This is a genomic window from Limnobaculum parvum (assembly GCF_003096015.2).
Taxonomy (GTDB): domain Bacteria; phylum Pseudomonadota; class Gammaproteobacteria; order Enterobacterales; family Enterobacteriaceae; genus Limnobaculum; species Limnobaculum parvum.
Genome location: NZ_CP029185.2, coordinates 196,359 through 219,081 on the forward strand (window position 1 = coordinate 196,359; position 22,723 = coordinate 219,081).

Annotated in this window: 15 protein-coding genes; 1 reads left to right on the top strand and 14 read right to left on the bottom strand. The window is 46.3% G+C overall.

Features of this window, described 5'->3' with window-relative positions:
• Complete coding sequence (acrD, locus tag HYN51_RS00435; protein WP_108901046.1) at positions 1–3,129, bottom strand: multidrug efflux RND transporter permease AcrD; 3,129 nt, start codon at positions 3,127–3,129, stop codon at positions 1–3.
• A gap of 245 nt (positions 3,130–3,374) precedes the next feature.
• Between acrD and HYN51_RS00440 the strand changes: the two genes are divergently transcribed.
• A complete protein-coding gene (locus HYN51_RS00440; RefSeq protein WP_108901047.1) occupies positions 3,375–4,400 on the top strand; it encodes a LacI family DNA-binding transcriptional regulator in 1,026 nt (341 codons plus the stop codon).
• 58 nt (positions 4,401–4,458) lie between these two features.
• On the opposite strand, the gene HYN51_RS00445 is transcribed toward HYN51_RS00440, so the two are convergent.
• The 13 genes from HYN51_RS00445 to HYN51_RS00505 all read right to left on the bottom strand — a co-directional run bounded on the left by HYN51_RS00445 (position 4,459) and on the right by HYN51_RS00505 (position 22,296).
• Positions 4,459–5,454 carry an OmpG family monomeric porin gene (locus HYN51_RS00445; RefSeq protein ID WP_108901048.1) on the bottom strand — a complete coding sequence of 332 codons (996 nt, stop codon included), beginning with the start codon at positions 5,452–5,454 and terminating at the stop codon, positions 4,459–4,461.
• 133 nt (positions 5,455–5,587) lie between these two features.
• Positions 5,588–6,673, bottom strand: coding sequence for an ABC transporter ATP-binding protein (locus HYN51_RS00450; RefSeq protein WP_108901049.1), 1,086 nt, complete (start codon positions 6,671–6,673; stop codon positions 5,588–5,590).
• Between the two features lie 11 nt (positions 6,674–6,684).
• Complete coding sequence (pgmB, locus tag HYN51_RS00455) at positions 6,685–7,368, bottom strand: beta-phosphoglucomutase (RefSeq protein WP_108901050.1); 684 nt, start codon at positions 7,366–7,368, stop codon at positions 6,685–6,687.
• On the bottom strand, positions 7,368–8,498 hold the full coding sequence (locus HYN51_RS00460; RefSeq protein WP_108901051.1) for a glycerate kinase: 1,131 nt from the start codon (positions 8,496–8,498) through the stop codon (positions 7,368–7,370). The genes pgmB and HYN51_RS00460 overlap by 1 nt, the downstream gene beginning before the upstream one ends.
• Positions 8,476–10,734 (bottom strand): glycoside hydrolase family 65 protein, encoded by a 2,259-nt coding sequence (locus HYN51_RS00465; protein WP_108901052.1) that lies wholly within the window; start codon positions 10,732–10,734, stop codon positions 8,476–8,478. Before HYN51_RS00465 ends, HYN51_RS00460 begins: the two co-directional genes overlap by 23 nt.
• Positions 10,731–11,771, bottom strand: a complete 1,041-nt coding sequence (locus tag HYN51_RS00470) for a Gfo/Idh/MocA family protein (protein ID WP_108901053.1) — start codon at positions 11,769–11,771, stop codon at positions 10,731–10,733. The genes HYN51_RS00465 and HYN51_RS00470 overlap by 4 nt, the downstream gene beginning before the upstream one ends.
• Positions 11,772–11,804: 33 nt before the next feature.
• On the bottom strand, positions 11,805–12,593 hold the full coding sequence (locus HYN51_RS00475) for a sugar phosphate isomerase/epimerase family protein (protein ID WP_108901054.1): 789 nt from the start codon (positions 12,591–12,593) through the stop codon (positions 11,805–11,807).
• Positions 12,594–12,630: 37 nt separating this feature from the next.
• Positions 12,631–13,683, bottom strand: coding sequence for a zinc-dependent alcohol dehydrogenase (locus HYN51_RS00480; RefSeq protein WP_108901055.1), 1,053 nt, complete (start codon positions 13,681–13,683; stop codon positions 12,631–12,633).
• A 32-nt stretch (positions 13,684–13,715) separates the two neighbouring features.
• Positions 13,716–14,558, bottom strand: coding sequence for a carbohydrate ABC transporter permease (locus HYN51_RS00485; RefSeq protein ID WP_108901056.1), 843 nt, complete (start codon positions 14,556–14,558; stop codon positions 13,716–13,718).
• Entirely contained in the window at positions 14,548–15,426 is an 879-nt protein-coding gene (locus HYN51_RS00490; RefSeq protein WP_108901057.1) for a carbohydrate ABC transporter permease, read from the bottom strand. Before HYN51_RS00490 ends, HYN51_RS00485 begins: the two co-directional genes overlap by 11 nt.
• Before the next feature lie 27 nt (positions 15,427–15,453).
• The gene (locus HYN51_RS00495) at positions 15,454–16,746 is read right to left on the bottom strand and encodes an ABC transporter substrate-binding protein (protein ID WP_108901058.1); all 1,293 of its coding nucleotides are present in this window, start codon (positions 16,744–16,746) and stop codon (positions 15,454–15,456) included.
• A gap of 15 nt (positions 16,747–16,761) precedes the next feature.
• Positions 16,762–18,444 carry an alpha-amylase family glycosyl hydrolase gene (locus HYN51_RS00500; RefSeq protein ID WP_108901059.1) on the bottom strand — a complete coding sequence of 561 codons (1,683 nt, stop codon included), beginning with the start codon at positions 18,442–18,444 and terminating at the stop codon, positions 16,762–16,764.
• 615 nt (positions 18,445–19,059) lie between these two features.
• Positions 19,060–22,296: an autotransporter outer membrane beta-barrel domain-containing protein gene (locus HYN51_RS00505; protein WP_157952940.1), complete on the bottom strand. Its 3,237-nt coding sequence runs from the start codon at positions 22,294–22,296 to the stop codon at positions 19,060–19,062.
• Positions 22,297–22,723 lie beyond the last annotated feature (427 nt).

Sequence of the window (22,723 nt, forward strand, 5' to 3'; positions counted from 1 at the left end):
TTACTTTTCAGTGGATTTAGCCATTGGCCCGCTTCCCGGAAATCTTTTTCGCACCAACGCAAAGAACACGGGTACAAAGAAGATTGCTAGGAAGGTCGCGGTTACCATGCCGCCCAGTACGCCGGTACCAACGGCGTGTTGACTGCCGGAACCTGCCCCATTGCCAATAGCCATTGGCAGAACTCCGAACATAAAGGCCAGTGAAGTCATAAGAATAGGGCGCAGTCGATAGCGGCAGGCTTCGAGAGTGGCGGTGATAAGATCTTTACCACTACGATTCAGGTCATTGGCAAATTCTACAATCAGGATGGCGTTCTTCGCCGATAGCCCAATGATGGTCAGAATCCCTACCTGAAAGTAGACATCGTTTTCCAGCCCACGTAGCAAGGTGGCACAAATAGCGCCAAAAACCCCCAGTGGAACTACGAGCATAACGGAGAATGGAATCGACCAACTCTCATACAGAGCCGCCAGACAGAGAAATACCACTAACAGAGAAATCGCATATAACGCGGGTGCCTGAGAGCCAGATAAACGTTCCTGATAGGACATGCCGGTCCATTCAAGGCCAAAGCCCTCAGGCAACTGAGCTACCAGCTTATCCATGGTGTCCATCGCCGTACCGGTACTGATACCTGGCGATGCCTCACCCACAATTTCTACTGCGGAGCTGCCGTTATAGCGTTCTAGTCGCGGTGAGCCATAAGTCCACTTAACGGAAGCAAACGCCGAGAAGGGAACCATTGCGCCACTGCTGTTATTCACGTACCAGTGGTTGATATCTCCCGGTTGCATACGATAGGGCGCATCACTCTGAACGTAAACTTTTTTCACCCGACCACGGTCAATAAAATCATTAACGTAAGTGGAACCCCAAGCGGTTTTCAAGGTGCTGTTAATATCATCAATGTTAACCCCCAGTGCCTGAGCTTTTCGCTGATCGATATTAACCTGTAATTGCGGGCTGTCATCCAGACCATTATGACGAACCCGTGTCAGACTGGGTTCTTTAGCTGCTAATTGCAGCAGGGTGTCACGGGCCTTTATCAGAGCGTCATGGCCTAATCCAGCATGGTCTTCTAACTCCACATCAAAACCGGATGAGCTACCTAAGCCAGAGATGGCAGGAGGGCTACTGGCGAAAACTCTGGCTTCAGTAATTTGGCTAAATGCTTTAGTGGCTCGTTCAATAATGGCAAAAGAGCTGTCTTTTGAGGCGGTACGCTCTTTCCAGTCCTGTAATCGAACAAACATTCGTGCGACGTTTTGTCCATTACCACCAGGACCGGCACCGACGATGGAAAACACAGAGCGAACGTTTTTCTTCTCGTCTTCCATCAGGTATTTTTCAACTTTCTCTACCACTTTTAGCGTTTGCTGCTGGGTGGATCCCACCGGTAGCTGAATTTGCGTCATGAATACGCCGCGATCTTCCAGCGGCAAGAACGAGGTCGGGAGCTTCATAAATAGCCAAGCCATACCGCTAATAATCAGGATATAAACCAGAATAGTACGGCTGCTGTGTCGAATAACTTGGGCTACGCCTCGCTCATATTTGCTGGCGTTGCGTTCAAAAGAGCGGTTAAACCAGCCGAAGAAACCGCGTTTAGCATGGAGGTGGCCCTGAGGGATAGGTTTTAGCATGGTGGCACAAAGTGCCGGTGTTAGAACCAATGCCACTAAAACCGACAGCACCATGGCGGAAACGATGGTGATAGAGAATTGCCGGTAAATCGCACCGGTGGTACCGCCCATAAAGGCCATCGGAACGAAAACGGCAGACAGAACCAGCGCGATCCCTACCAGCGCACTCTGAATTTGTCCCATTGATTTTCGGGTTGCTTCTCGGGGAGGTAGCCCTTCAATCGCCATTACCCGCTCTACGTTTTCCACCACGACGATGGCGTCATCCACCAGCAATCCAATTGCCAGCACCATGGCAAACATGGTTAAGGTGTTTACGCTAAAGCCAAAGGCATACAGGATGGCAAAAGTACCCAACAACACCACCGGTACGGCGATAGTTGGAATCAGTGTGGCACGGAAATTCTGTAAAAACAGATACATCACCAGAAACACCAGTAAAATAGCTTCCAGTAACGTTTTGACGACGTCTTTTATTGATGCCTGAACAAACGGCGTAGTTTCATAGGCATATTCGGCTTTGAGTCCGTGGGGGAAGTAAGGGGAGAGTTCCTCTATTTTCTGTTTTACCAGTTTATCGGTTTCTAATTCGTTGGCTCCGGAAGCCAGTTTTATTCCCATACCAAAAGCAGGCATACCGTTATAACGGCTTAAGTAATCATAATTTTCTGCTCCCAGCGCTACGGTAGCGACATCTGCTAGGGTAACGACAGAACCATCCTGATTAACTCTTAGAGTAATAGCGCGAAACTGTTCGGGGGTTTCTAGCTGCGCTTGAGCATTCATGGTGGCATTTAATGCCTGTCCGGGTACGGATGGCGTACCGCCAACCTGACCTACGGCTATTTGCTGGTTTTGGGAAGAGATGGCATCAACCACATTTTTGGTGGTCAGGCTGTAGTTAACCAGTTTGTTGGGGTCAAGCCAGATGCGCATAGCGTATTGTGAACCGTAGGCATCGACGCCACCGACACCATTAATTCGGCTCAGTGGGTCTTGCAGATTACTGGCGACATAGTCGGAAATATCCTGCCGATCCATGCTGTGGTCCGTTGAGACAAACGCCACGGTCATTAGGCTGCTGTCGCCAGATTTTGATACGGTAACCCCCTGTTGTTGCACGTCTTGAGGGAGCTTTCGGGTGGCGCTCTCTAACTTATTTTGCACCTGCTGCATGGCTTCATTGGGGTCAGTTCCTGCCGTAAAGGTCAATGTCACCGAGGCGCTACCGGTACTGCTGCTTTGGGATGACATATACAGCAGATTGTCCAGACCGGTCATACTCTGTTCGATAATTTGCGTAACTGAGTTTTCCAAGGTTTGAGCTGAAGCGCCGGGGTAACTGGCAGAGATTCTAACTGTCGGTGGCGCGAGGTTAGGGTATTGTTCTACTGGCAGAGAATTGAGGGCGAGCAGACCTGATAGGCTGAGAATAATCGCAATAACCCAGGCAAAAATTGGGCGATCGATAAAAAAGTTAGCCATGAACAGCGCCTCTCATACGTTAACTCTCTGTTTTTTGAAGTTTGGTGAACCGTGGAGAAAAGGACGGCAATATTAACGTATCTTAACCTGTTAATGAGAGGGAAAGGTGGAGAAAAGATGGAGATACTGTAAAGAAGTGTTGTATATCCCGATACTGAGTCTAGTATTGCAAAATGTTAAATAGACAGCTCTGAGAATTAAGGTCTATAGTTGTCATTGTTTCTGATTAGCGGAGTTGTTTATTAGTGGCTTCTACTATTTATGATATAGCCAGACTGGCAAATGTCTCAAAATCGACGGTATCCCGCGTATTAAACAAGCAAACTAACATTTCAGATGAAGCGAGAGATCGCGTGTTGAAAGCCATCGAACAGGTGAATTATCAACCGAATAAGCTGGCGCGAGGTCTCACTTCTTCAGGTTTTGACGCTATTATGGTGATTTCAACACGTTCAACGAAAACCACTTCAGGTAATCCTTTTTTCTCTGAAATTTTGCATGCAATTGCATCACGTTCAGAAGAGGAGGGTTTTGACGTTATTTTGCAAACCACTAAAAATAGTCAGGAAGATCTGGAAAAGTGCATCAGTAAAATCAGACAGAAAATGATAAAAGGTATCATTATGCTGAGTTCCCCTGCCGATGAATCTTTTTTCCGTGAATTGGACAGTTATGATGTCCCAGTGGTGGTGATCGGTAATGTGGAAGGTCAGTACCGCAATGTTTACTCGGTAGACACTGATAATTTTCAGGACAGCTATCGCCTGACCGAATGTTTGATTAAGCAGGGACATCGGAAAATTGCCTGTTTGCATGCCTCACTGGATTATCATGTTTCTATAGACCGTCTGGCGGGATATAAAGCCTGTTTGCAGGCGCATAATTTACCGCTTAATTCTCACTGGATTCAGGACGGCGGCTATACTACAGAGAGTGCTTATACTGCGGCGATGAAACTTATTTCTCAAGAAGATGCGCCTACTGCGGTATTTGCCACTGACGGCCTAAAAGTGATGAGTATTTATCGGGCGGTTTATGACAGGGGCCAAATCATTCCTAATGATATTTCCGTGATTGGTTACAGCAATGACAATATCTCAATGTTGTTGTCACCACCATTAAGCGGAATTGAAGTACCTACCCGTGAATTAGGCTGGACGGGCAGCGATATTTTGTTTGATAAAATCTCAGGTAAAGAGCACATTGCGGCTAAAACGTTAGTACCAACCCATCTGGCACTGGCTCGCTCTGTGCTGGCGCAGAAAGAGTAATGGGTTCCTGCCAATAGCTAGTTATTGGCAGGAGAGGGTCGTTTATCTATCTGTGGCATTAAAAACTATAACTAATCCCTACGCCAGTATAATGATATTTAGTTTTCCCCGCCGCATCATCCGCAATGTGGTCGTGCAATTGCAACTCATAGGCATATTCCAACGATACGGCAAAACCATGAGGTAATTCCTGATTCAGCAGTAAGCCAAATCTGGTGTCGGTTTCCTTTTCCCGTACACCGCGATCTTCATTGTAGTGGTAGGTATCCAGCGTGCGACGAGCATAAGGGACAACTTCTGTGGCTCCCGCTGACCAAGTGTTAAAGGTTAATGGAACATAAGCCCGCACTTCCTGTTGGGCATATTCACCGCGTTGGCTATCACCCAAGTTCCATCCGCGTTTCAGGTAGTAATTTACCTGTAGGGCGACGGTATCGTTAAAGGCGTATTTCAGGCCAGTTTCTCCCTCAAGCTCTTTATCTAGATAGCCATTACCTTCGGTATGATTGTAATAGTTAAATAATGCTGCCCAGCCGTTATAGCTCAGTTTTGGCGTAATCGTGACGCGCCAGTCCGGCTGAATAGTATAACGTTGCGTATTTCCCGGTGAATTTTTCCCATCTTCTTCATAATGCCAAACATAGTTACGGAATCCGAGCATTAAACCCAGCGCGTAATCTTGATCATCAATAAATTGATAATGACCATCCAACTCATATTGATCGAACCAATCGGTACGGTTCTGGCTGCTGTAATCAACCCCCTGATCTTCCTGGTAAAAAGACCCGTAGATATCCCATTTACCATAAGACATATTCAAATAGACTGTTGGCTCAAAGGCACCATCTTTGTCACCCTGACCTTCTACGTTTTCAGTTTCAATCATGGCACCGATTTTTTTGCGCCACTGATTTTTGTCATTGTTTTCGCTAGAGTCCAAAGCAGCATCAGTGGATAAGGTCGTATCTTGATGAGGTTCCAGTGCCGCCGTTTCTACCGCTTGAACAGAGGAAAGTGGTAACAAAAGCCCAAGTAATAAACCCGTTTTTTTCATTATAAATCCCTGTAATATATTAATATGATTTTTTAAAACTTATTCAGTGCACAATAATCCCCAGCCGGATTTTGGCTGTAAACAGGCACTTTCCTTAATTAATTCTGATTGTGTGTTGTATTGTCAGAGTGCTTTATTGGTGAATGACCTCCTCACTGTCAGGATCGAAGAAATGGCATTTATCCATGTCAAAATTCAGACTGATATGTTGCCCGGCGTGACGGTCATTTTTAGCATCGGCGCGAACCACTAATTCGTGGCCACCGACGGTGCAATACAACATGAACTCTGCACCGGTTAATTCAGCAACTGAAATGGTGGCGGCAATGCCCTGCTCGGATTGTTCTGAGTTGAATATATCTTCAGGCCTGATACCCAAAATTACGCCACGGCGCTGGTAATTTTTAGCCGTCAATACGCTGTATTTATCCTCAGGGATGGCTATACGTAAGCTTTCTGTAACGAAGTAATGACCATCAATGGCACCGCGCAGGAAGTTCATTGAGGGGGAACCGATAAAACCGGCGACAAACATATTACAGGGGTGGTTATAGACAGATTTAGGGGCGCCCACCTGTTGAATTATGCCGTCTTTCATAATCACAATGCGTGTAGCCATGGTCATGGCTTCGGTTTGGTCGTGTGTGACGTAAATCATGGTGGTATCCAGCTTGCTGTGCAGTTTGCAGATTTCTGCCCGCATCTGTACTCGCAGTTTTGCATCAAGATTGGATAGCGGCTCATCCATCAAGAACACTTTAGCGTCGCGTACAATCGCCCGGCCTAAAGCAACCCGCTGGCGCTGACCGCCAGAAAGTGCGCTGGGACGACGTTTGAGATACTCTTTCAGCCCTAGAATTTGTGCGGCATAAGCAACCCGACGATCGATTTCATCGCGTGCGACTTTCTTCATTTTCAGGCCAAATGCCATGTTGTCGTACACTGACATGTGGGGGTAGAGCGCATAGTTTTGAAACACCATCGCGATACCGCGATCTTTGGCTGGGATGTCATTCATTCGAACGTCATCAATCAGTAAATCACCGCCGGAGATATCTTCTAGACCGGCAATCATACGTAATGTTGTGGACTTACCACAGCCGGATGGCCCAACAAAAACGATGAATTCTTTGTCTTCAATTTCCAGATTGAAGTCTTTTACAACATGGACCTTGTTGTCATAAATTTTCTGCAGATGTTTTAATGAAATATGGGACATAGAGCAGTTCCTTAGGTACGAGTAGACAGCGATGCAGCATGACGATCCCACAGGGTTTGCAGCGCGTTCATATTCAAATATTGGGTAGAAGGAATTAACCAGTCGGCGTGTGTAAGCGCTTGCCCAACGCCGATAGCTAACATACCGCTGGCTTTTATGGCTTCAATACCGGCTTGGGCATCCTCAATGCCGATAGCGCGAGACGGGTCGATTCCCAATCCGGCACAAGCGGTGAGGAAGATTTCCGGGTCAGGCTTTGAGTGTTGAATCTTGTTGGCATCAGCACAGAAATCAAATTGACTGGTCAGGTGCAGCGCCGCCAGAACCTGCGGCGCGTTACGCGAGACGGAAGCCAGCCCGATACGAATTTGCTGTTGGCGCAGCTCTTTCAATAAGTCGCTGATACCGGGAAGAATAGCCGCAGGAGAGAGTTGATCCAGCAGGGCAACATAGATCTGGTTTTTACGTTCGGCTAATTGATTTATCTGTTCTGTGGAAAAGTCGAAGCGTTTGCCGCCGTGAACCAAAATACGGTGTAAAGAATCCAGTCGACTAATTCCTTTAAGCTGTTCGTTAAACTGCTCGTCGATATCAATACCAATTTCACCGGCAATTTTCTGCCAGGCAATAAAATGGAAATGGGCAGTATCGGTGATGACACCATCCAGATCGAAAATTACGGCTTCAAGTTTCATTATTTTTTTCCTGCCAGCAAGGCTGCAACGTTACGGGCTGTTTGCTCCACATTGTGGTAAGCGTTGGCAAATAGCGTTTCGGATGGGAGCAGTGCGGGAATGGTGGGGAATATGGCATCAAAACCATGCTGATACAGCGGAGCCAGATCGCTGCCTACGCTACCGCAAATAGCAATGGTGCGGGTTTTAGCGGTTGCGTAACGCAATATTCCAGAAGGGCCTTTACCGGACAGCGTTTGTCCATCCATTCTTCCTTCGCCGGTGATCAGAATATCGGCATCGGCACAGGCGGTTTTTAAGCCGATGGATTCAAAGATCAGTTCTGCGCCGCTTCTTAGTTGCGCTCCGGTAAACAGCATCAGGGCTGCACCCATGCCTCCTGCAGCACCGGCTCCGGGAATGTCTTTTACACTACGGCCCAGCGTACTTTCTGCGATGCGATAAAAATGGGCCATGTTGCGATCGGCTTTTTGGCACAGCGAAGGGTCTAATCCTTTTTGTGGACCAAACACATAGCTACAGCCAGACTCCCCCAACAGCGGGTTATTCACATCGGCAGCGACGGTAATCGTGATCAGCGATAGTCGGGGATCGCGGTTTTGACTGTCGATGGTATGAACCTGCGCTAGAGCATTTCCATCCGGTCGTAGTAGCGCTCCGCTGGCGTTATAAAAGCGATAGCCCAGGGCACTGGCCATGCCGATACCGCCGTCATTAGTGGCACTACCGCCGATACCAATGACGATATTTTTGACGTTCATATCAAGGGCTGCACGAATTAGCTCCCCCAGCCCTTGGCTGGTGGCCTGCCAGGGATCGCGTTCTTTGACCGGAACTAAATGCAGGCCGCAGGCTTCTGCCATTTCAATAAAAGCCGTATTCCCGTATGGCGTCACGGCCATATTGGCGTTAACTTGCTCAAAGCGAGGTCCACAAACTCGCTGGGTGGTAAATATGGCATTGGTCTGCCGCCCCAATATTTTCAGGGTTCCTTCTCCACCATCAGCGATAGGTAGCAGGCAATATTCGGCGTGAGGCAAGATGCTGTGAAAACCGGTATGAATGGCGGAGGCAACTTGTTCTGCTGTCAGACTCTCTTTATAAGAATCAGGTGCAATGACAATTTTCATTGTTTTCATTCCGGTTTATGGTGGATGGCTGGGTGATGGTATGGGCCTGACCGGCGATATAAATCGTCAAGGGCTGAGATAAAACACCATCAATTTGTATTTGGTCATGCGTCAGGGTGAAGTGCAGTTGCTGTCCACGCCAGTTAAGTGGAAAACGTAAGTGCTGCCACTGCGTTGGCAATTGGGGGTTAAGATGTAATTCACCTTGCTGGTAATGCAGTCCGGCAAAGCCGAAGAGTACGCCCAGCCAGATAGCACCAAGGGCTGCGGCATGAATACCCTCGTCAGAGCTATGGGGAACCGGGCCTAAATCTATCAGGCAAGCCTGTTGATAGAATTGATAAGCCAATTCAGACTGTTGCCCTTGGCTGGCAATAATGGCGTGAATCGCTTTACTCAATGACGAATCATGAATGGTACGCGGTTCGTAATAGTTAAAGTTGGCGGCTTTGACTTGAGCATCAAACAGTTCCGGCAATAAGTGCAGCAGCATAATCACGTCCGCCTGCTTGAGAATTTGCATCTCATTAACTTCAGCGCGCGAGTAATCCAGCAAAATGGATTGGGAGCCCTGACGTGCTTTATAGCGGTTCAGATCGATAGTAGGTTTGCTGAAGAAGCTGTCATCCTGTGGGATCACGAGATGGTCATTAGGTTTCGGTAGGTAGAGGCGATGAAGAAAATCGTTAGCCTGCTTTTCAAATGCCGTATCGATTTTTCCATATTGCTGCATAAAGGCCAAAGCCTGCTGCACATTGTAGTGAGCCATGTAGTTGGTATAGGCGTTGTTATCAATGTGCTCGGTATACTCATCGGGGCCGATAACATCGAGAATTTCCCAGCGGTCATTCACTTCGGTCGCGCGACTGAGCCAGAATTCTGCGGTTTTTTGCAGCAGGGTCACCCCCTCTTGCTGCATAAATTCATGATCGTGGGTTGCCTGATAGTAACCCACAGTAGCATAGGCAATATCTGCAACAATATGGTGTTCCGCAATGGCCGAGGCTACGCGTTGGCGCAGACCGGTACGAATATTGATAGCGGCGAATTCAGGTGTTTCTTCCTCTCCACTAAAGGCGCTCTCCCAAGGGAATAGCGCGCCGTGATAGCCGTTGCGACGGGCTTTTTCTTCTGCTTGTTGTAGATGTAGATAGCGATAGCGCAGTAACTGGCGGGCAATTTGTGGCTGAGTTAACAGATGGAACGGCAGCAGGAAAATTTCCGTATCCCAAAACACATGGCCTTTATAGCCTTCACCGGTTAAACCTTTTGCGGCAATACTGCATAGTTCGCTGTGTGTCGGGGTCATGCCGGCTAAGTGATAGAGCGCGAAGTCCAATGCCTGCTGATCCTGCGGCTGGTCGCTGGCTAATTCAACGCGGGTTTTCTGCCAGTAGGTTTGCCAGCATTGTTCTGAGCGAGAAGCGATGGAGCTATAGCCATGTTGAAGCTGTTGTTTCAGATGATTCAGACAATCGGCAGCGAAGGTTTCAGCGCAATAGTCATTGTCCAGTGAGCTGGCAACCCAGCTAATTTTGCTCATCTGAAAAGTGCAGTTACTCTCCAGATTCACATCAATATGCTGCATCAGCCGACGATTTTTAGCCGAAAAACTGCTGTGGATGTTATCCGGTAGCTGGCAATAGCTGGTGATGACTACTTCTTGCTGGTTATCGGTGGTGCGGTAGCACCCTTGTAGATACTGTTGCTCAAACACCCGAACCTGCGTTTCGTTCAGATGCTGTCGACCAAAGTTAGTCTGTGTGGCGTCAATGCCGGTCATAATTTGTAGGTGACATGGCATATCAAGGGCGGTGATTTCAAGCTGAGCGATCACTAATTGCAACGGTGTGGCTGCAATCTGGCGTCGGCTAATAATGCGATAACGTCCGCCGAATGGGGATTGCCACACTAAATCTCGCAGTAGTTCGCCGTTTTTCATCTTCAGTTCACGGCGGTATTCAACAATGGTTCCGGCTAATAGTGAGAAAATTTCACCGTTTAGCTCAATGCGCATGCCAATAATATCCGGCAGATTGACCAGTTCATTAATTTCATCAACTGTTGCGCGATGATAAATACCCGCCAGATACATTCCCCGTACCTGCTCAGTATAATCTTCCTCATGGCTGGCCCGGATACCCAGATAGCCATTTCCTCCCGCCATTAAACTGGCGTACTTATTCAAAAAGTGAGGATCAAATCCGTGTTCCGTTAAGGTGCCGGGATAACTCATAGATAGATACTCTTACGCTGTTCTGCCGCTTGATAAATAGCATCAACCAGCTTTTGGATAATGTAGCCTTGTTCACCGTCGGCAATATTGGCCGGGTTACCAAGCACTCGTTCAACAAAGGCCTCCATACTTTTGTGGTGGCGTAAATCGTCAGCTTTTTCACGTTGATACAACGTTAATAGCTGACCGCCATCATCGGTATAGATATGGGCAGGAAACAGGGTGGCTCCGGCACGATCGCCACAAAACTCAACGTTCATCACCGATTGCGGTTGAATATTGAGAGCAAAGGAGGTTTCAAGACGCAGAATGCTGCCGCTGGTAAATTCCAGAGTGGCAAACAGCGCATCTTCCACGGTAAAGCGAGAAGGATCCCATTGACCAAACTGACCGTTGTTTTTCACCGTGCCAATCTTTTGATACATATGGGCATCCACTTTATATACCTGCGGAAAACCCAACACGAACATTGCTGCATCCAGCATATGAATACCAATATCGATCAGCGGGCCGCCGCCCTGCTGGGTTTTATCGGTAAATACGCCCCAGCCGGGAACGCCGCAGCGGCGTAGCGCTTTGGCGTTAGTGACATAGACTTCACCCAATTCACCGCTAGCGACGCTACCGCGTAGCAAGCGTGCATCATCAGCAAAGCGATGGTGAAAATCATAGGCGAGTACTTTTTGCGTCTGTGTTGAGGCCTGCCACATTTGGTAGGCCTGATCGGGAGTCATGGCCGGTGGTTTCTCACACATGACGTGGCAGCCGTGATGCAATGCCTGTAGTACGTGCTCACAGTGCATTTTGTTTGGTGTACAGACGCTAACCAAATCGGGCTTTTCCGCCTGATACATGGCTTCGCTATCGGTGTAATAACGTGCAATGCCGTTACGCTCAGCAAACTCTTTTGCGCGTTCAGTCTGGCTGTCAACTACAGCCACCAGTTCAAGTTCTGGCCGCGAGGCGTAGTAGGCGACATGGACTTTTTCTGCCACTTGCCCGCCGCCAATCAGCGCGACTTTTAGTTTTTTGCTCACCCGGTTTCGCTCCTGTTTTACGTATTGGTAAAATTACAGCGTGCGTAAATGCTTCAGGGATTGCTGATAGGCGGCTGCCGGATCTTCAGCACGAATACGGCACTCATAGACGATATAGCCGTCGTAACCGTCACGACGCAGCTGGTCAAAATGAGTTTTAAAATCGATGCTGCCGCTACCCGGTTGATAGCGATGGTTGTCAGCGATATGCACGTGGCCGAGGAGGTCGCGATGCTGGTGAAATGCTGCGCTCAGATCGTCTTCTTCAATATTCATATGGTAAAAATCGCCAATGATTTTGACGTGCTTGAGCTGATTTTCTTCGATATAGCGACGAGCATCCGCCAGCGTATTGATCATATGATCTTGATAACGATTGAGCGGTTCCAAATAGACGGTAGTTCCGGTACGGGCTGCGACTTTATCTAAATAGCATAGGGAATCGCTGATGGCTTTGCTGTCACCTTCTTTACTGCGAGGAGAGGTCATTGGTGGTAGACGGTAAGTAAACATTCCCCAGGCTGCGGGTACAATAATGCCTTTACCGCCAACGGCTGATAGCGCTTCCAGAATTTTTTCAATTTGTGCCAAACCATTGAGGCGACGCTCTTCAATAAAGTCGCCGATCCAGCCATCATAACCACCGCAGGCGGTGATAACTGGTAATCCCGTTTCTGCGATAGCCTGTTTCACTTCCTCCAGATGATTGACTAACAGTTTGCCGTCAATTTCAAACCCATCGAAGCCCATATTCTTAATGAAGGCGAATTTTTCTTTAATATTTTCAGGGAAAAAAGCCTGATTTTGTGTACCGATTTTCATAGTAAAGACCTTGATTAATATTTGATTAGTCAGTGAGTTAGAATTCAATACCCATCTTGATACTCAGATCTGGGTGCCGATCGACAAACTTCATATAGCTGTCCGGGCTATCGCTGAAGCTGACAACCGGATCGATCAGATCTTCACAGTTCAGATAACCATTCATTAGCAATTGCCAGCAGGTTTCTTCGATACGTTTACGGCTCCAGCGAGGATAGTCTGGGTTAGGTTCGCTACTGGCGCGGGAGAAAATGATTTTGGCATTATTGAAGTGGGCTTCTCGGCCGAGGTTAAAACCATCGGGGAAAGGTTTGGCAAAGGCGACATAAGAAATAGTGCCGCCGTAGGCGATACCGCGTAGGGCAGCCTGAAGCGCCTCTGAGTTACCGCTGGTTTCGATAATGACATCGGCACCCAGTTTGCCGGTCAGCTTTTTAATCTCCAGCCCGATATCGGTACCGATAGGGTTGAAGCAATAGTCTGCGCCATGTTTACGGGCAATTGTGCAGCGGTGCTCCAGTGGATCGACGCCAATGACGACGGATGCCCCCGCTTTTTTCGCTAATTGCAATGCGATTTGGCCGATAGCACCCAAACCAACCACCACCACAAAATCACCAACGCGTACGTTCGCATCGCGCACACCGCTCATGGCGAACTGTGCCGGGTCATAACACACCGCGTTTTTCCAACTTGCCCCTGCTGGCATTTTGCGTAGCTTATAGTTATTGACGCCATTGACGATCACCGTCTCTTGTAGTGGACCATAACTGCATACTCGATCGCCCATTTGGTATTCGGTAACTTCGTTGCCCATTTCAACAATGGTGCCAACCACCATATTGCCAAGCTGGAATTTGCCAAATTCAATGCCGCGTGGCGCATCTGCTGGGCGGGGTACAAACATGTTCCACTCGCTGGAAAACTCTTCATCAATAAATGGGCTCACGCCGCGAAAATCCACCGCTTCGGTACCATGTTTTGGCGAACCAAACTCAACGCGGATTTTGACTTCATTGCTGGCTACCGGACGATCCTGATATTCCACTAAGGCAGCTACGCGAGGTTCAGTTGCAATTAACTTTTTCATTCAATAACTCCATTAACTATGTGATGACCGGATTAGCCTTTCACGCCACCGGCAGTCAAATTACCTTTAATAAATCGTTCTGAGAGGGCATACATCACCACCACCGGTAGAGCGGTAGCCAGCGAGGCGGCCATCATGCGGCCCCAGATATAGTCAGGGGTACTGAATAGGGTGTTTAAGCCAACGGGCAACGTGAAATTGGCCGAACTGGACAGGAAAATTGAGGCGAACAGATAGTCGTTCCACGCCACCATAAAGCAGTAGACGAACACGGAAATAATCCCAGAAATCGCCAGTGGTACCGTAATATAGAAGATGATCTGCAGTCGGTTGAGTCCGTCCATCATCGCTGCTTCTTCTATTTCATCCGGTATCGTGTCGAAATAGCTTTTCAGCATAAATACCGCAGTAGGCAGCGTTTGCACCACCATGGTAATGATCAGTGCGGTTTCGGTGTCATAAAGCCCTAAGCTGGAGATGATTTTGAACAGCGGAACCACCAGCAGGATGCCGGAGAACATATAGACGGTATAAAAGCTGGCGTTGATGGTTAGCCGCCCTTTAAAACGTAGTTTTGATAGGGCATAAGCGCCAAGGATGCCAATGAAAACCGCGATGCAGGCTGACGTCATGGAAACCAGAAAACTGTTTTTAAAATAGGTCAGAAACGGGAAGATATCCGGGTTGAAGATATCGATATAGTGCTTCAGCGTCCAATCCTGCGGTAGTAGCGTAGGGTGACGCGCAATCGCCTCTTTAGTGCCTTTGAACGAGGTCATCAGCATAATAAAGAATGGAAATAGCATGGCGGCTAAAAACGCAATCATGCTGATATAGAAGCCCGTTCGCCGTAAGGTATGACGTTTAGTTGCCATTGATGTTTACTCGTTTTCTGGCGATCAGAATGACTAGGAAAATAATGGCAAATAGCACAACTGAAATTGCCGCTGCTTTACCCAGATCATTGAACGCAAAGGCCGTTTTATACAGGTAGACGCCGAGGATATTGACTTTGTTGGTTAACAAATAAACATCGGCAAACATATAGAACATCCAGATAGCGCGCAGAGTAATGACCGTTGCCAGAACCGGCATAATGGCCGGTAGTGTAACGATACGAAAACGTTGCCAGACGTTAGCCCCGTCCATTTCTGCTGCCTCATATAGCGATTTATCAATGGTTTGCAAAATGGCCAGAAAGGAGATAAAGGCATAAGGGAAGTAGCGCCAGATGGCAAAAATCACCACGAGAAAAAAGCTACTGACCGGATTGTCAAACCATAGCGGTGCCTGATCAAAGAGATTGAATACATCGCTGCCCAGATAGTTAACGATGCCATAGCCATTGTTAAACATATATTTCCAGGCAAAAACCAAAGAAATAGAGGGCGTAACATAAGAGAGAATCACCAGCGAACGGGCCGTTCTGCGAAAGCGGAACTCGCGGTTAAAGAACATAGCAACCGCCAGTCCAAGTCCGGTACTGCCCAACACGACTAGCGTGGTATAACCGAACGTTACCCACAGGGAGTGGTAGAAGTCCGGATCGGATAAAATACTGATGTAATTGCTTAATCCGACAAAGCGTTCGCTAATGCGTGGATTAAGAGGAACCTGCAGAAAACTTATCTGCACGTTGGATAACATCGGATATATCACTAAAAGCCCGAGCAGTACCAGACTCGGGGCTAGCAGTAATATGGCAAAAGGCGTATCCGATTGGCTAAAAAAACGCTTCTTCATAGCAATACCTTGGGTGGCTGCGACCAATTAAGGTCGCTGTTGCATCATGGCTTCAATACGCAGTTGAGCTTGAGTCAGGGTGGTATCGACATTTTTCTTACCAACAGTCACGTTATTCACCATCTCGCCAATCACAGCAGAGCCGGTAATGTCACCCATACGGATAAAATTCTTCTCACCGACCGAACCGAATACCTGTACGTTCTTGAATTCATTCACTAGGTCATTGGGGAGTGTGCCGAAAGCTTTAATGACTGGGTTGTTGATATAAGTGGTGTTAGAGGTCACCAGTTTTGTGACCGGCAAAGCGGCTCCCGGTGACATCAGTACCCAGTCGGTGGCGTTATCCGATTGTTCAATAAACTCAACAAACTTTTTGGCTGCTTCAACATTGTTTGATTCAAGACCAGCAGAGATGGTCAGAGACGTGATAGTGCCGTAAACCGCAGGCGTTTTTTCTGTTGGTACGGCAAAGCCGAGGTCTTGTGGGTCGCCATCGGTATATACCGCCGGAAGAATGTAGGTGGAGTAGATTGCCATCGGTACGGTACCGTTCATAAAGGCATCTTTAATTTCCATTACATCGTTAGAGCCTGGCATGGTGTTGTGAGCCAGCTGTTTATAGTAATCCAGAGCCTGACGCATTTGGTTGGTATCAACAGTGATCTTACCGTCAGCATCAAAAATGTTAGCGCTATTGGAAAGTGCGAACTGAGAGAAAGCCTGTTCAGTCATGACGCTTTCTGCGGTAGGCAGGGCAATACCGTACTTTTTCTTTGCCGGTTGAGTAAATTTAGCCGCGATCGCCATCAGCTGTTGCCAGTTTTGCGGCTCAGAAAAGCCCGCCTGTTCCAGCGCTTTCTTGTGATACCAAATTCCCTGAATCCAGCCGCTAACCGGAATACCGGTATAGCCTGAACCATCTTCTGTACGCACGATGCGTAGCACACCATCATAGAAGTTCTCAGGTTTCACTTGGTCAATAACTTCAGAAATGGCTTTGCGATCGATCAGCAGCTCTTTGTCCATCACTTTGGCGTAATCATGGCTAACCTCAATGACTTCAGGGAGTTTCCCTGTACGGGCAAGAGTGATGACTTTGGTGTTATAGGCATCTTCTTCCACCGGAACCTGTTTCACCTTGATGGTTGGATTTGCCTGTTCAAAGCGGGTAATCAGCTTAGAGATGACCGCCTGACGTTCCTGTTCTACCGATGAGTGCATAAATTCGATGGTGACATTCTCTTGTTTTTCAGATTCACAGGCGCCAAGCACCAAACTGCAAAGCAACACCGGAGCAATGAGCAATTTTTTATTCATGTCAAAGATTCCTGATTAATAGTTAAGCCAGAGGAATTGATAAGGCTGCATAACGTAAGGGGATGTCGTGCTCAGCGTTTCGGCAGTGAGCAAATTGGTGTATTCAGCGGCCGGTAAATCTACCGGACACGCTGCGGAGCTGAGATTAAACAGAGCCATCACACGTTGGCCATTTGGCGCTTCGCGGCTAAAAGCCAGAACCTCTTGCGGTGAGTGATGGATAACCAGTGGGCAGTTAGGATGAAACGCCGAATGGCTTTTTCTAACTTCAATTAGTCGTGAAAGCTGATGAAATATTTGATGGCGTAGGTAGTTTTTGCCCGCAATAGCCTGATTAATATCATCTAGTGAATATTTCTGGCGGTTGATGGCGCGATTATGCCCGGCGCTTTTCACGCCGTCATAATCATTGCGCGAGCCTAAAATGCTTTGGATGTAGACTGCCGGTACGCCAGGGAACGCCAGCAAGATGGCGTGTGCCAGTAGAAAACGGGCAATCCGCTCGTCGTCCTGGCTGTCCTGACGATTTAACGCATCCATGTAGGTCACATTGATTTCATAAGGGCTGCGGCTGCCGTCGGGATTATTCTTGTAAGAAACCAAGGCCCCTTCGCGCTGTAAATCTTCTACCAGCGCTAGAATTTCTTCTTCCGGGAGCAAACCCCGCAATGGGTTAAGCCCGATGCCATCATGGGAAGCAAGGAAGTTGAAGAAGGTGGTATCTGTCGTATTCAGATCCAAACTGGCTGCCCACTGGCCCAGTGTACGTGCGCTACCGGTATGAATGGCATGCAGAACTAAAGGGGGCAACGGGAACTGATAAACCATTTGCGCTTCATCGTGACCGTTACCGAAGTAGGCAATATTGTCCTGATGCGGAACGTTGGTTTCAGTAATGATAACGCTGCCCGGTGCCACAATGTCTGTGACTGCACGGAACAGTTTGACCAACAGGTGGGTCTTTTCAAGGTGGATACAGCGAGTTCCCGGCGTTTTCCACATGAAGCCAACGGCATCCAGACGAATATAGTCCGCACCCTGCTTCAAATACTCCAACAGTACATCCAACATGGCGACCAGCACCTTTGGATTAGCAAAATTTAGATCTATTTGATCGGCGCTGAAGGTGGTCCAGATATGGCGAGTGCTGCCATCTTTCAGGGGGAACGGTGTCAGTAATGGTGATGTACGAGGGCGGGTTACTGCGCTGAGGTCAATGTTAGGGTCCATACTGACAAAGAAATTGTCATATTCCGGCTGTTGAGCTAGATAGCCACGAAACCACTCGCTCTGGGCGGACATATGGTTACAGACATAATCGAACATCAGGCGGGTGGAATGATGAAGTTTGGCGATATCCTGCCAGTCACCCGCAATTGGATTCACCTGATAGTAATCAATAACCGAAAAACCATCATCGGATGAATAGGGATAAAACGGCAGCAGATGGACAATATTAAATACCGCAGAGAGTCCGGCATTATAGAAATCTGTCAGACATGTTAAGGTCTTTTTTTCAGGTTGATAAAATTGGTCCGCATAGGTAATTAATACCACGTCCTTTTCATCCCAGCGCTGTTTTCTGGTGTGACTAATATGGCTTTTTGCTTCAGTTATTCTTTGATGAATTTGCCCGATTATCACGTTGTCTATTGAATCTTTATATATCGAACTAAGCAGCGAATTAATCACATTCATTCCTTTTCGTTTTTCATGGTACCGCTCCCATGAAAAAGAAGGCTACTCTTGAAAAATAAGAGTGTCAACGAGGTGATAATCAGTGAGTTTATAAAAAATGCAGTAAAATTATGTATCTGTGAGCTATGTCAAATTTAATGATGGTGGTAAACTAATTCGTCTTGATCATTTCCTATATTGGTGTTTATGAAATTAATAGACATCTAAAATAGCGTATTTTAAAAGATATGAATAATAAAATCGTCATGTCACTGCTTATTTCATCAACCGGTTTTTAATTGATAAATCGGCAGGTTATTAAAAACAATATCGGGATGAATTTTTATTTAATAGCTATGAAAAATGAGATGCTAGTAACTAATTAGCGATGGTAATTATATTTTCCAGAAAATTATTATGCTCTCTGATAGAGATAGAAACGAGAATAGGGTTATTTAATTACCCGGGGATTAGCACAGTTAGCGATGACTTTTTTGGTAAAATTGTTAATCAGGCAGAAAAGAATCAAGTTGCTGTGTCTGACGAAGTATAAAAATCGCTCCTGTGTAACATAAAAAATCAGCCCACCGGGTTTAAGCGATGGGCTGGGTAATGTATCTATAGGGTACTTTCTTGCTACCAGTTATAGCGCAGGCCAGCGGTGCCGGTTAAGTGGGTATCGGTTCCGGTATCGCCTGTTTTAGAACCATAGTTAGCGGTGACATAAGCGCCGAAGTTCCGCTTGATTGTATACTCCAACCCTGTCCCGACTTTTCCGCCAGAGCCATCAATATTATTGCTGATGGTATAGTTGTTGACGTCGATAGTATTGTTGTCCTTAAACTCTTGCTGATAAGCGACTTTTACATAGGGGCGTAGGGTTTGCTCCATAGAATCGCCTAATGCGAAGGTTTTACCGATGTCTACGCCTAGCTCACCCTGTAACGATTTGTACTGATTGTTGGTGACGCGAAGACCGTTATCCAGCGAGTAGCTTTTGTCTGCGATATTGAGCATTGAAGCGCGGACATAAGGCTCAATAAACGCGGTATTCGGTAGAACGTAGTGATATCCCCCTTTCAGCGATGCGCCAAATCCATGCGTATCCAGACTGCCATCGGAATGTTCATCATCCAGTGAGACGGTCGTGATTTTACTATTGATGACAGAGTAGGAAACCAGCCCATCAAGGAAGAATCCCAACGGATTACTGTAAGAGGTGTAAGCCTGCATATTTACGTCATGGCTGTTGCCGTAACTGCTGTTTATCATGTGGTCAATATTGGAAATACCGCGGCTGACTGCCACACCGAGTAGATAAGAGCCTAAATCAGTATTAAGGCGTTTATCGACACCGAGGCTGAAACCATTAACGCTTTGGCTGGCCTTTTCCCCGTTAGACAATTGAGTGCTGGTATGCGCTCCCAGATAGCTTCCCCAAGCGGAACCTTGGTCGTTATCTCGTCGGGAGACGGTCATGCGCTGATGAACTGAGTCAGTTTCGGCATTCCAACTGGTTAACGATGCTTGACTTAAACTGGCTACGGCACGAGCCGAAGAGGAAAGATCATGTTTTCTTTCCTGTAAATACCAGCTATTGCCCTGCTGTACTAAATCGTAACGGAAGATACCAAGGTCATAGCCATCACCATCATCAAAAATGGCCCCGCCACCGTTGGTGGTGATCATTTCTCGCCCATCATACTGACCAATAGAACCAATGCTGGCAATGGTCGTATTGTAGGTACCGGTTGCGCTGTTAGCGGTTAGATGGCCGTCTACGTTGATACGTATTCTGGCATTACTGACACTGAGTGCCTGTGGCGTTATTTGGCTGCTGGCTTCACCGCCTCCGGTACTCAATGACTCGGTGGTCACCTGACCATTACCGATAGCCAAATTACCGTTATTAAGCTGAATACTTTTAGCCGTAACGTCTGATGTTCTTAACATCAGTAGGGTAGCGTTGTTGGTTAAGGTCACATCATTGGTGGTGAGATGGCTACCGGAATCCATGGTGAATAAGCTGCTATCCAATGCGATATTTCCTGTAGAACTCAAGGTAGAAGCATTAAGGCTCAGACGACTGTTCGCTGCCATAGCAAGATCGGCAATACTCAGTGTGCTGCCAGATTGTGCACTTAATCCGCTGTTATTCAGGTTAAGGTTCCCTTGAGTATTCAGGACAGAACCGGTTAAATTCAGCTTACTATTTTCTGCTAATGCTAAATCGGCAATATTCAGTGTGCTGCCAGATTGTGCACTTAATCCGCTGTTATTTAGGTTAAGGTTCCCTTGAGTATTCAGGACAGAACCGGTTAAATTCAGCTTACTATTTTCTGCTAATGCCAGTGCCATAGTATTTAGCGTACTGCCTGAAGTGGCGGTGAACGCTGAGTTATTTAGCGAAGTGCTTCCGCTGGTTTCCAGGGTTGCGCCGGTAAGGTTCAGGTTACTGTTTGCCGCTAATGCTACATCCGAAGTGTTGAGGGAATTACCCGATAGTACGTTTAATGTACCGCTGTTTAAGGTAATACCTCCAGAAGAGGTCAGTGTAGATTGGCTGTTCAGCGTTAGGTTACTTCCGTTAATGATATTTAACGTGTTCGAAGCGATCTTGCTGCCAGCACCGGTAGTCAATGTGGCGTTATCTAACGTTATATACCCGTTAACATTCAATAGACTGTTATCTGCCATTGTAACTTGAGATGTCACGAAATCCGTATCGCTATTAACGGTAAGGGTGCCTGCATTGCCAAGATTAATCTTACTATTGTTTGTTTTGAGAATATTGGCGATGAGTGTAGAACTACCAATGTTAACTTGGCTGTCATCAATATGAAGTCGGTTACCGACAGATTTTTCCCCGGTTAAATTCCAGATACTATTGCTGCTCAAACCAATCGTTGAGGTTTGATCGGCTTCGGCCATAATGGCACCGGTCAATGTACTATTGCTGGCAATAAAGGCGTTTCCTCCTTGTGGGGTTAAATCAAGGAAGATATAACCATTTCCAGTATTGATGGTGGAATTAGTCACATTATTATGTGCGCTACTCGCCCCAGAGACAACGATCAGTGCGGAATCATTAGCGGTAACTGGATTATCATCGTGAAATGTACTGTTGATGATATTGAACGTATTGTTACTACCTGATTTATTAAAATAAAGGACATCAAAACTGGATTCATTTGAGGTATTCAAAATCGTGTTTGATAGGGTTGCTGTATTGTTATTGTTTTCTAATGAATTCCCACCGAGGACTATCAGGGTTTTGGGTATTCTATCTGAGGAAATAAGATTATCGAAGTTATAGGTATTATTATTGCCATTGAGAGAAATGTTAAACAGTATCTCACTGTTTTTGAAATTTAATGTGTTGTTTTCTCCGAATAATGAAAGGCCGGATAGAATTTTTGTGTCTTCAATGTTTATTTTAGAATTTGATCCTTCTAAATCAATCAAAAATGCTTTATTGAAGTTTTTTATATTAATGGTGTTATTGCTATTATTGATATTTCCCAAACGAATCGCACTATCATTACCATTAGACTCAACATTGGTTAAGTTAATCGTCGAGCCGGTCACTAACTCGAGGAATTCCAATGAATCTATGGTGCTGTCAGTCATGCTGAAGTTTATATTGGAATAGCTTTGCTTCATATTAATATTGTCAGCAAAACTTGATTTATCAATGGTGATGCTCCCTCCAGTCATTGGGCCAACAACCGTTAGTGAGCCTTCACTTCCGGTATGTAGAAGCGATGATGAGTTTATACCTAAGGAGTCATTATCGCGTAAAGGTGTCCAGTAGAGAGGTTCATTGAGGGTAATGTTGTTATAAGTGATATTGGCGAAAGCGGGAAGACTCATTGTACTTAAAATAGATATTGATAAAGCTGTAAGCCGTCTGTTATTTATTTTTTTTAACATTTGTGCCACCTCGAAATTTATTCAGTACTGATTCAGTCAACCAGATTAAGTAGGTATATAAAATATTTAAGATAACTATATGATAGATATCTATAAGATATTTTCTGAATGTAGGATAGAGTCATAGACTAAGCGTAGTGTGAGTAATTCGTGTGTCAATAATGTCATTTGGTATATTTTTGATTATTTTGATTTAACTTTTACTGCTTCATTCAAGGCGTTGTTATTGATTGATATTATTTTTATTTGACACGGTTATATAAAAATAAATTTGAATATCAATAAAACATGGCTATTTGTTACTTATACTATTTAATTGAAATTAGAATAATTTTTTATAACTTGTTGAGATTAAAGGTATATGAGT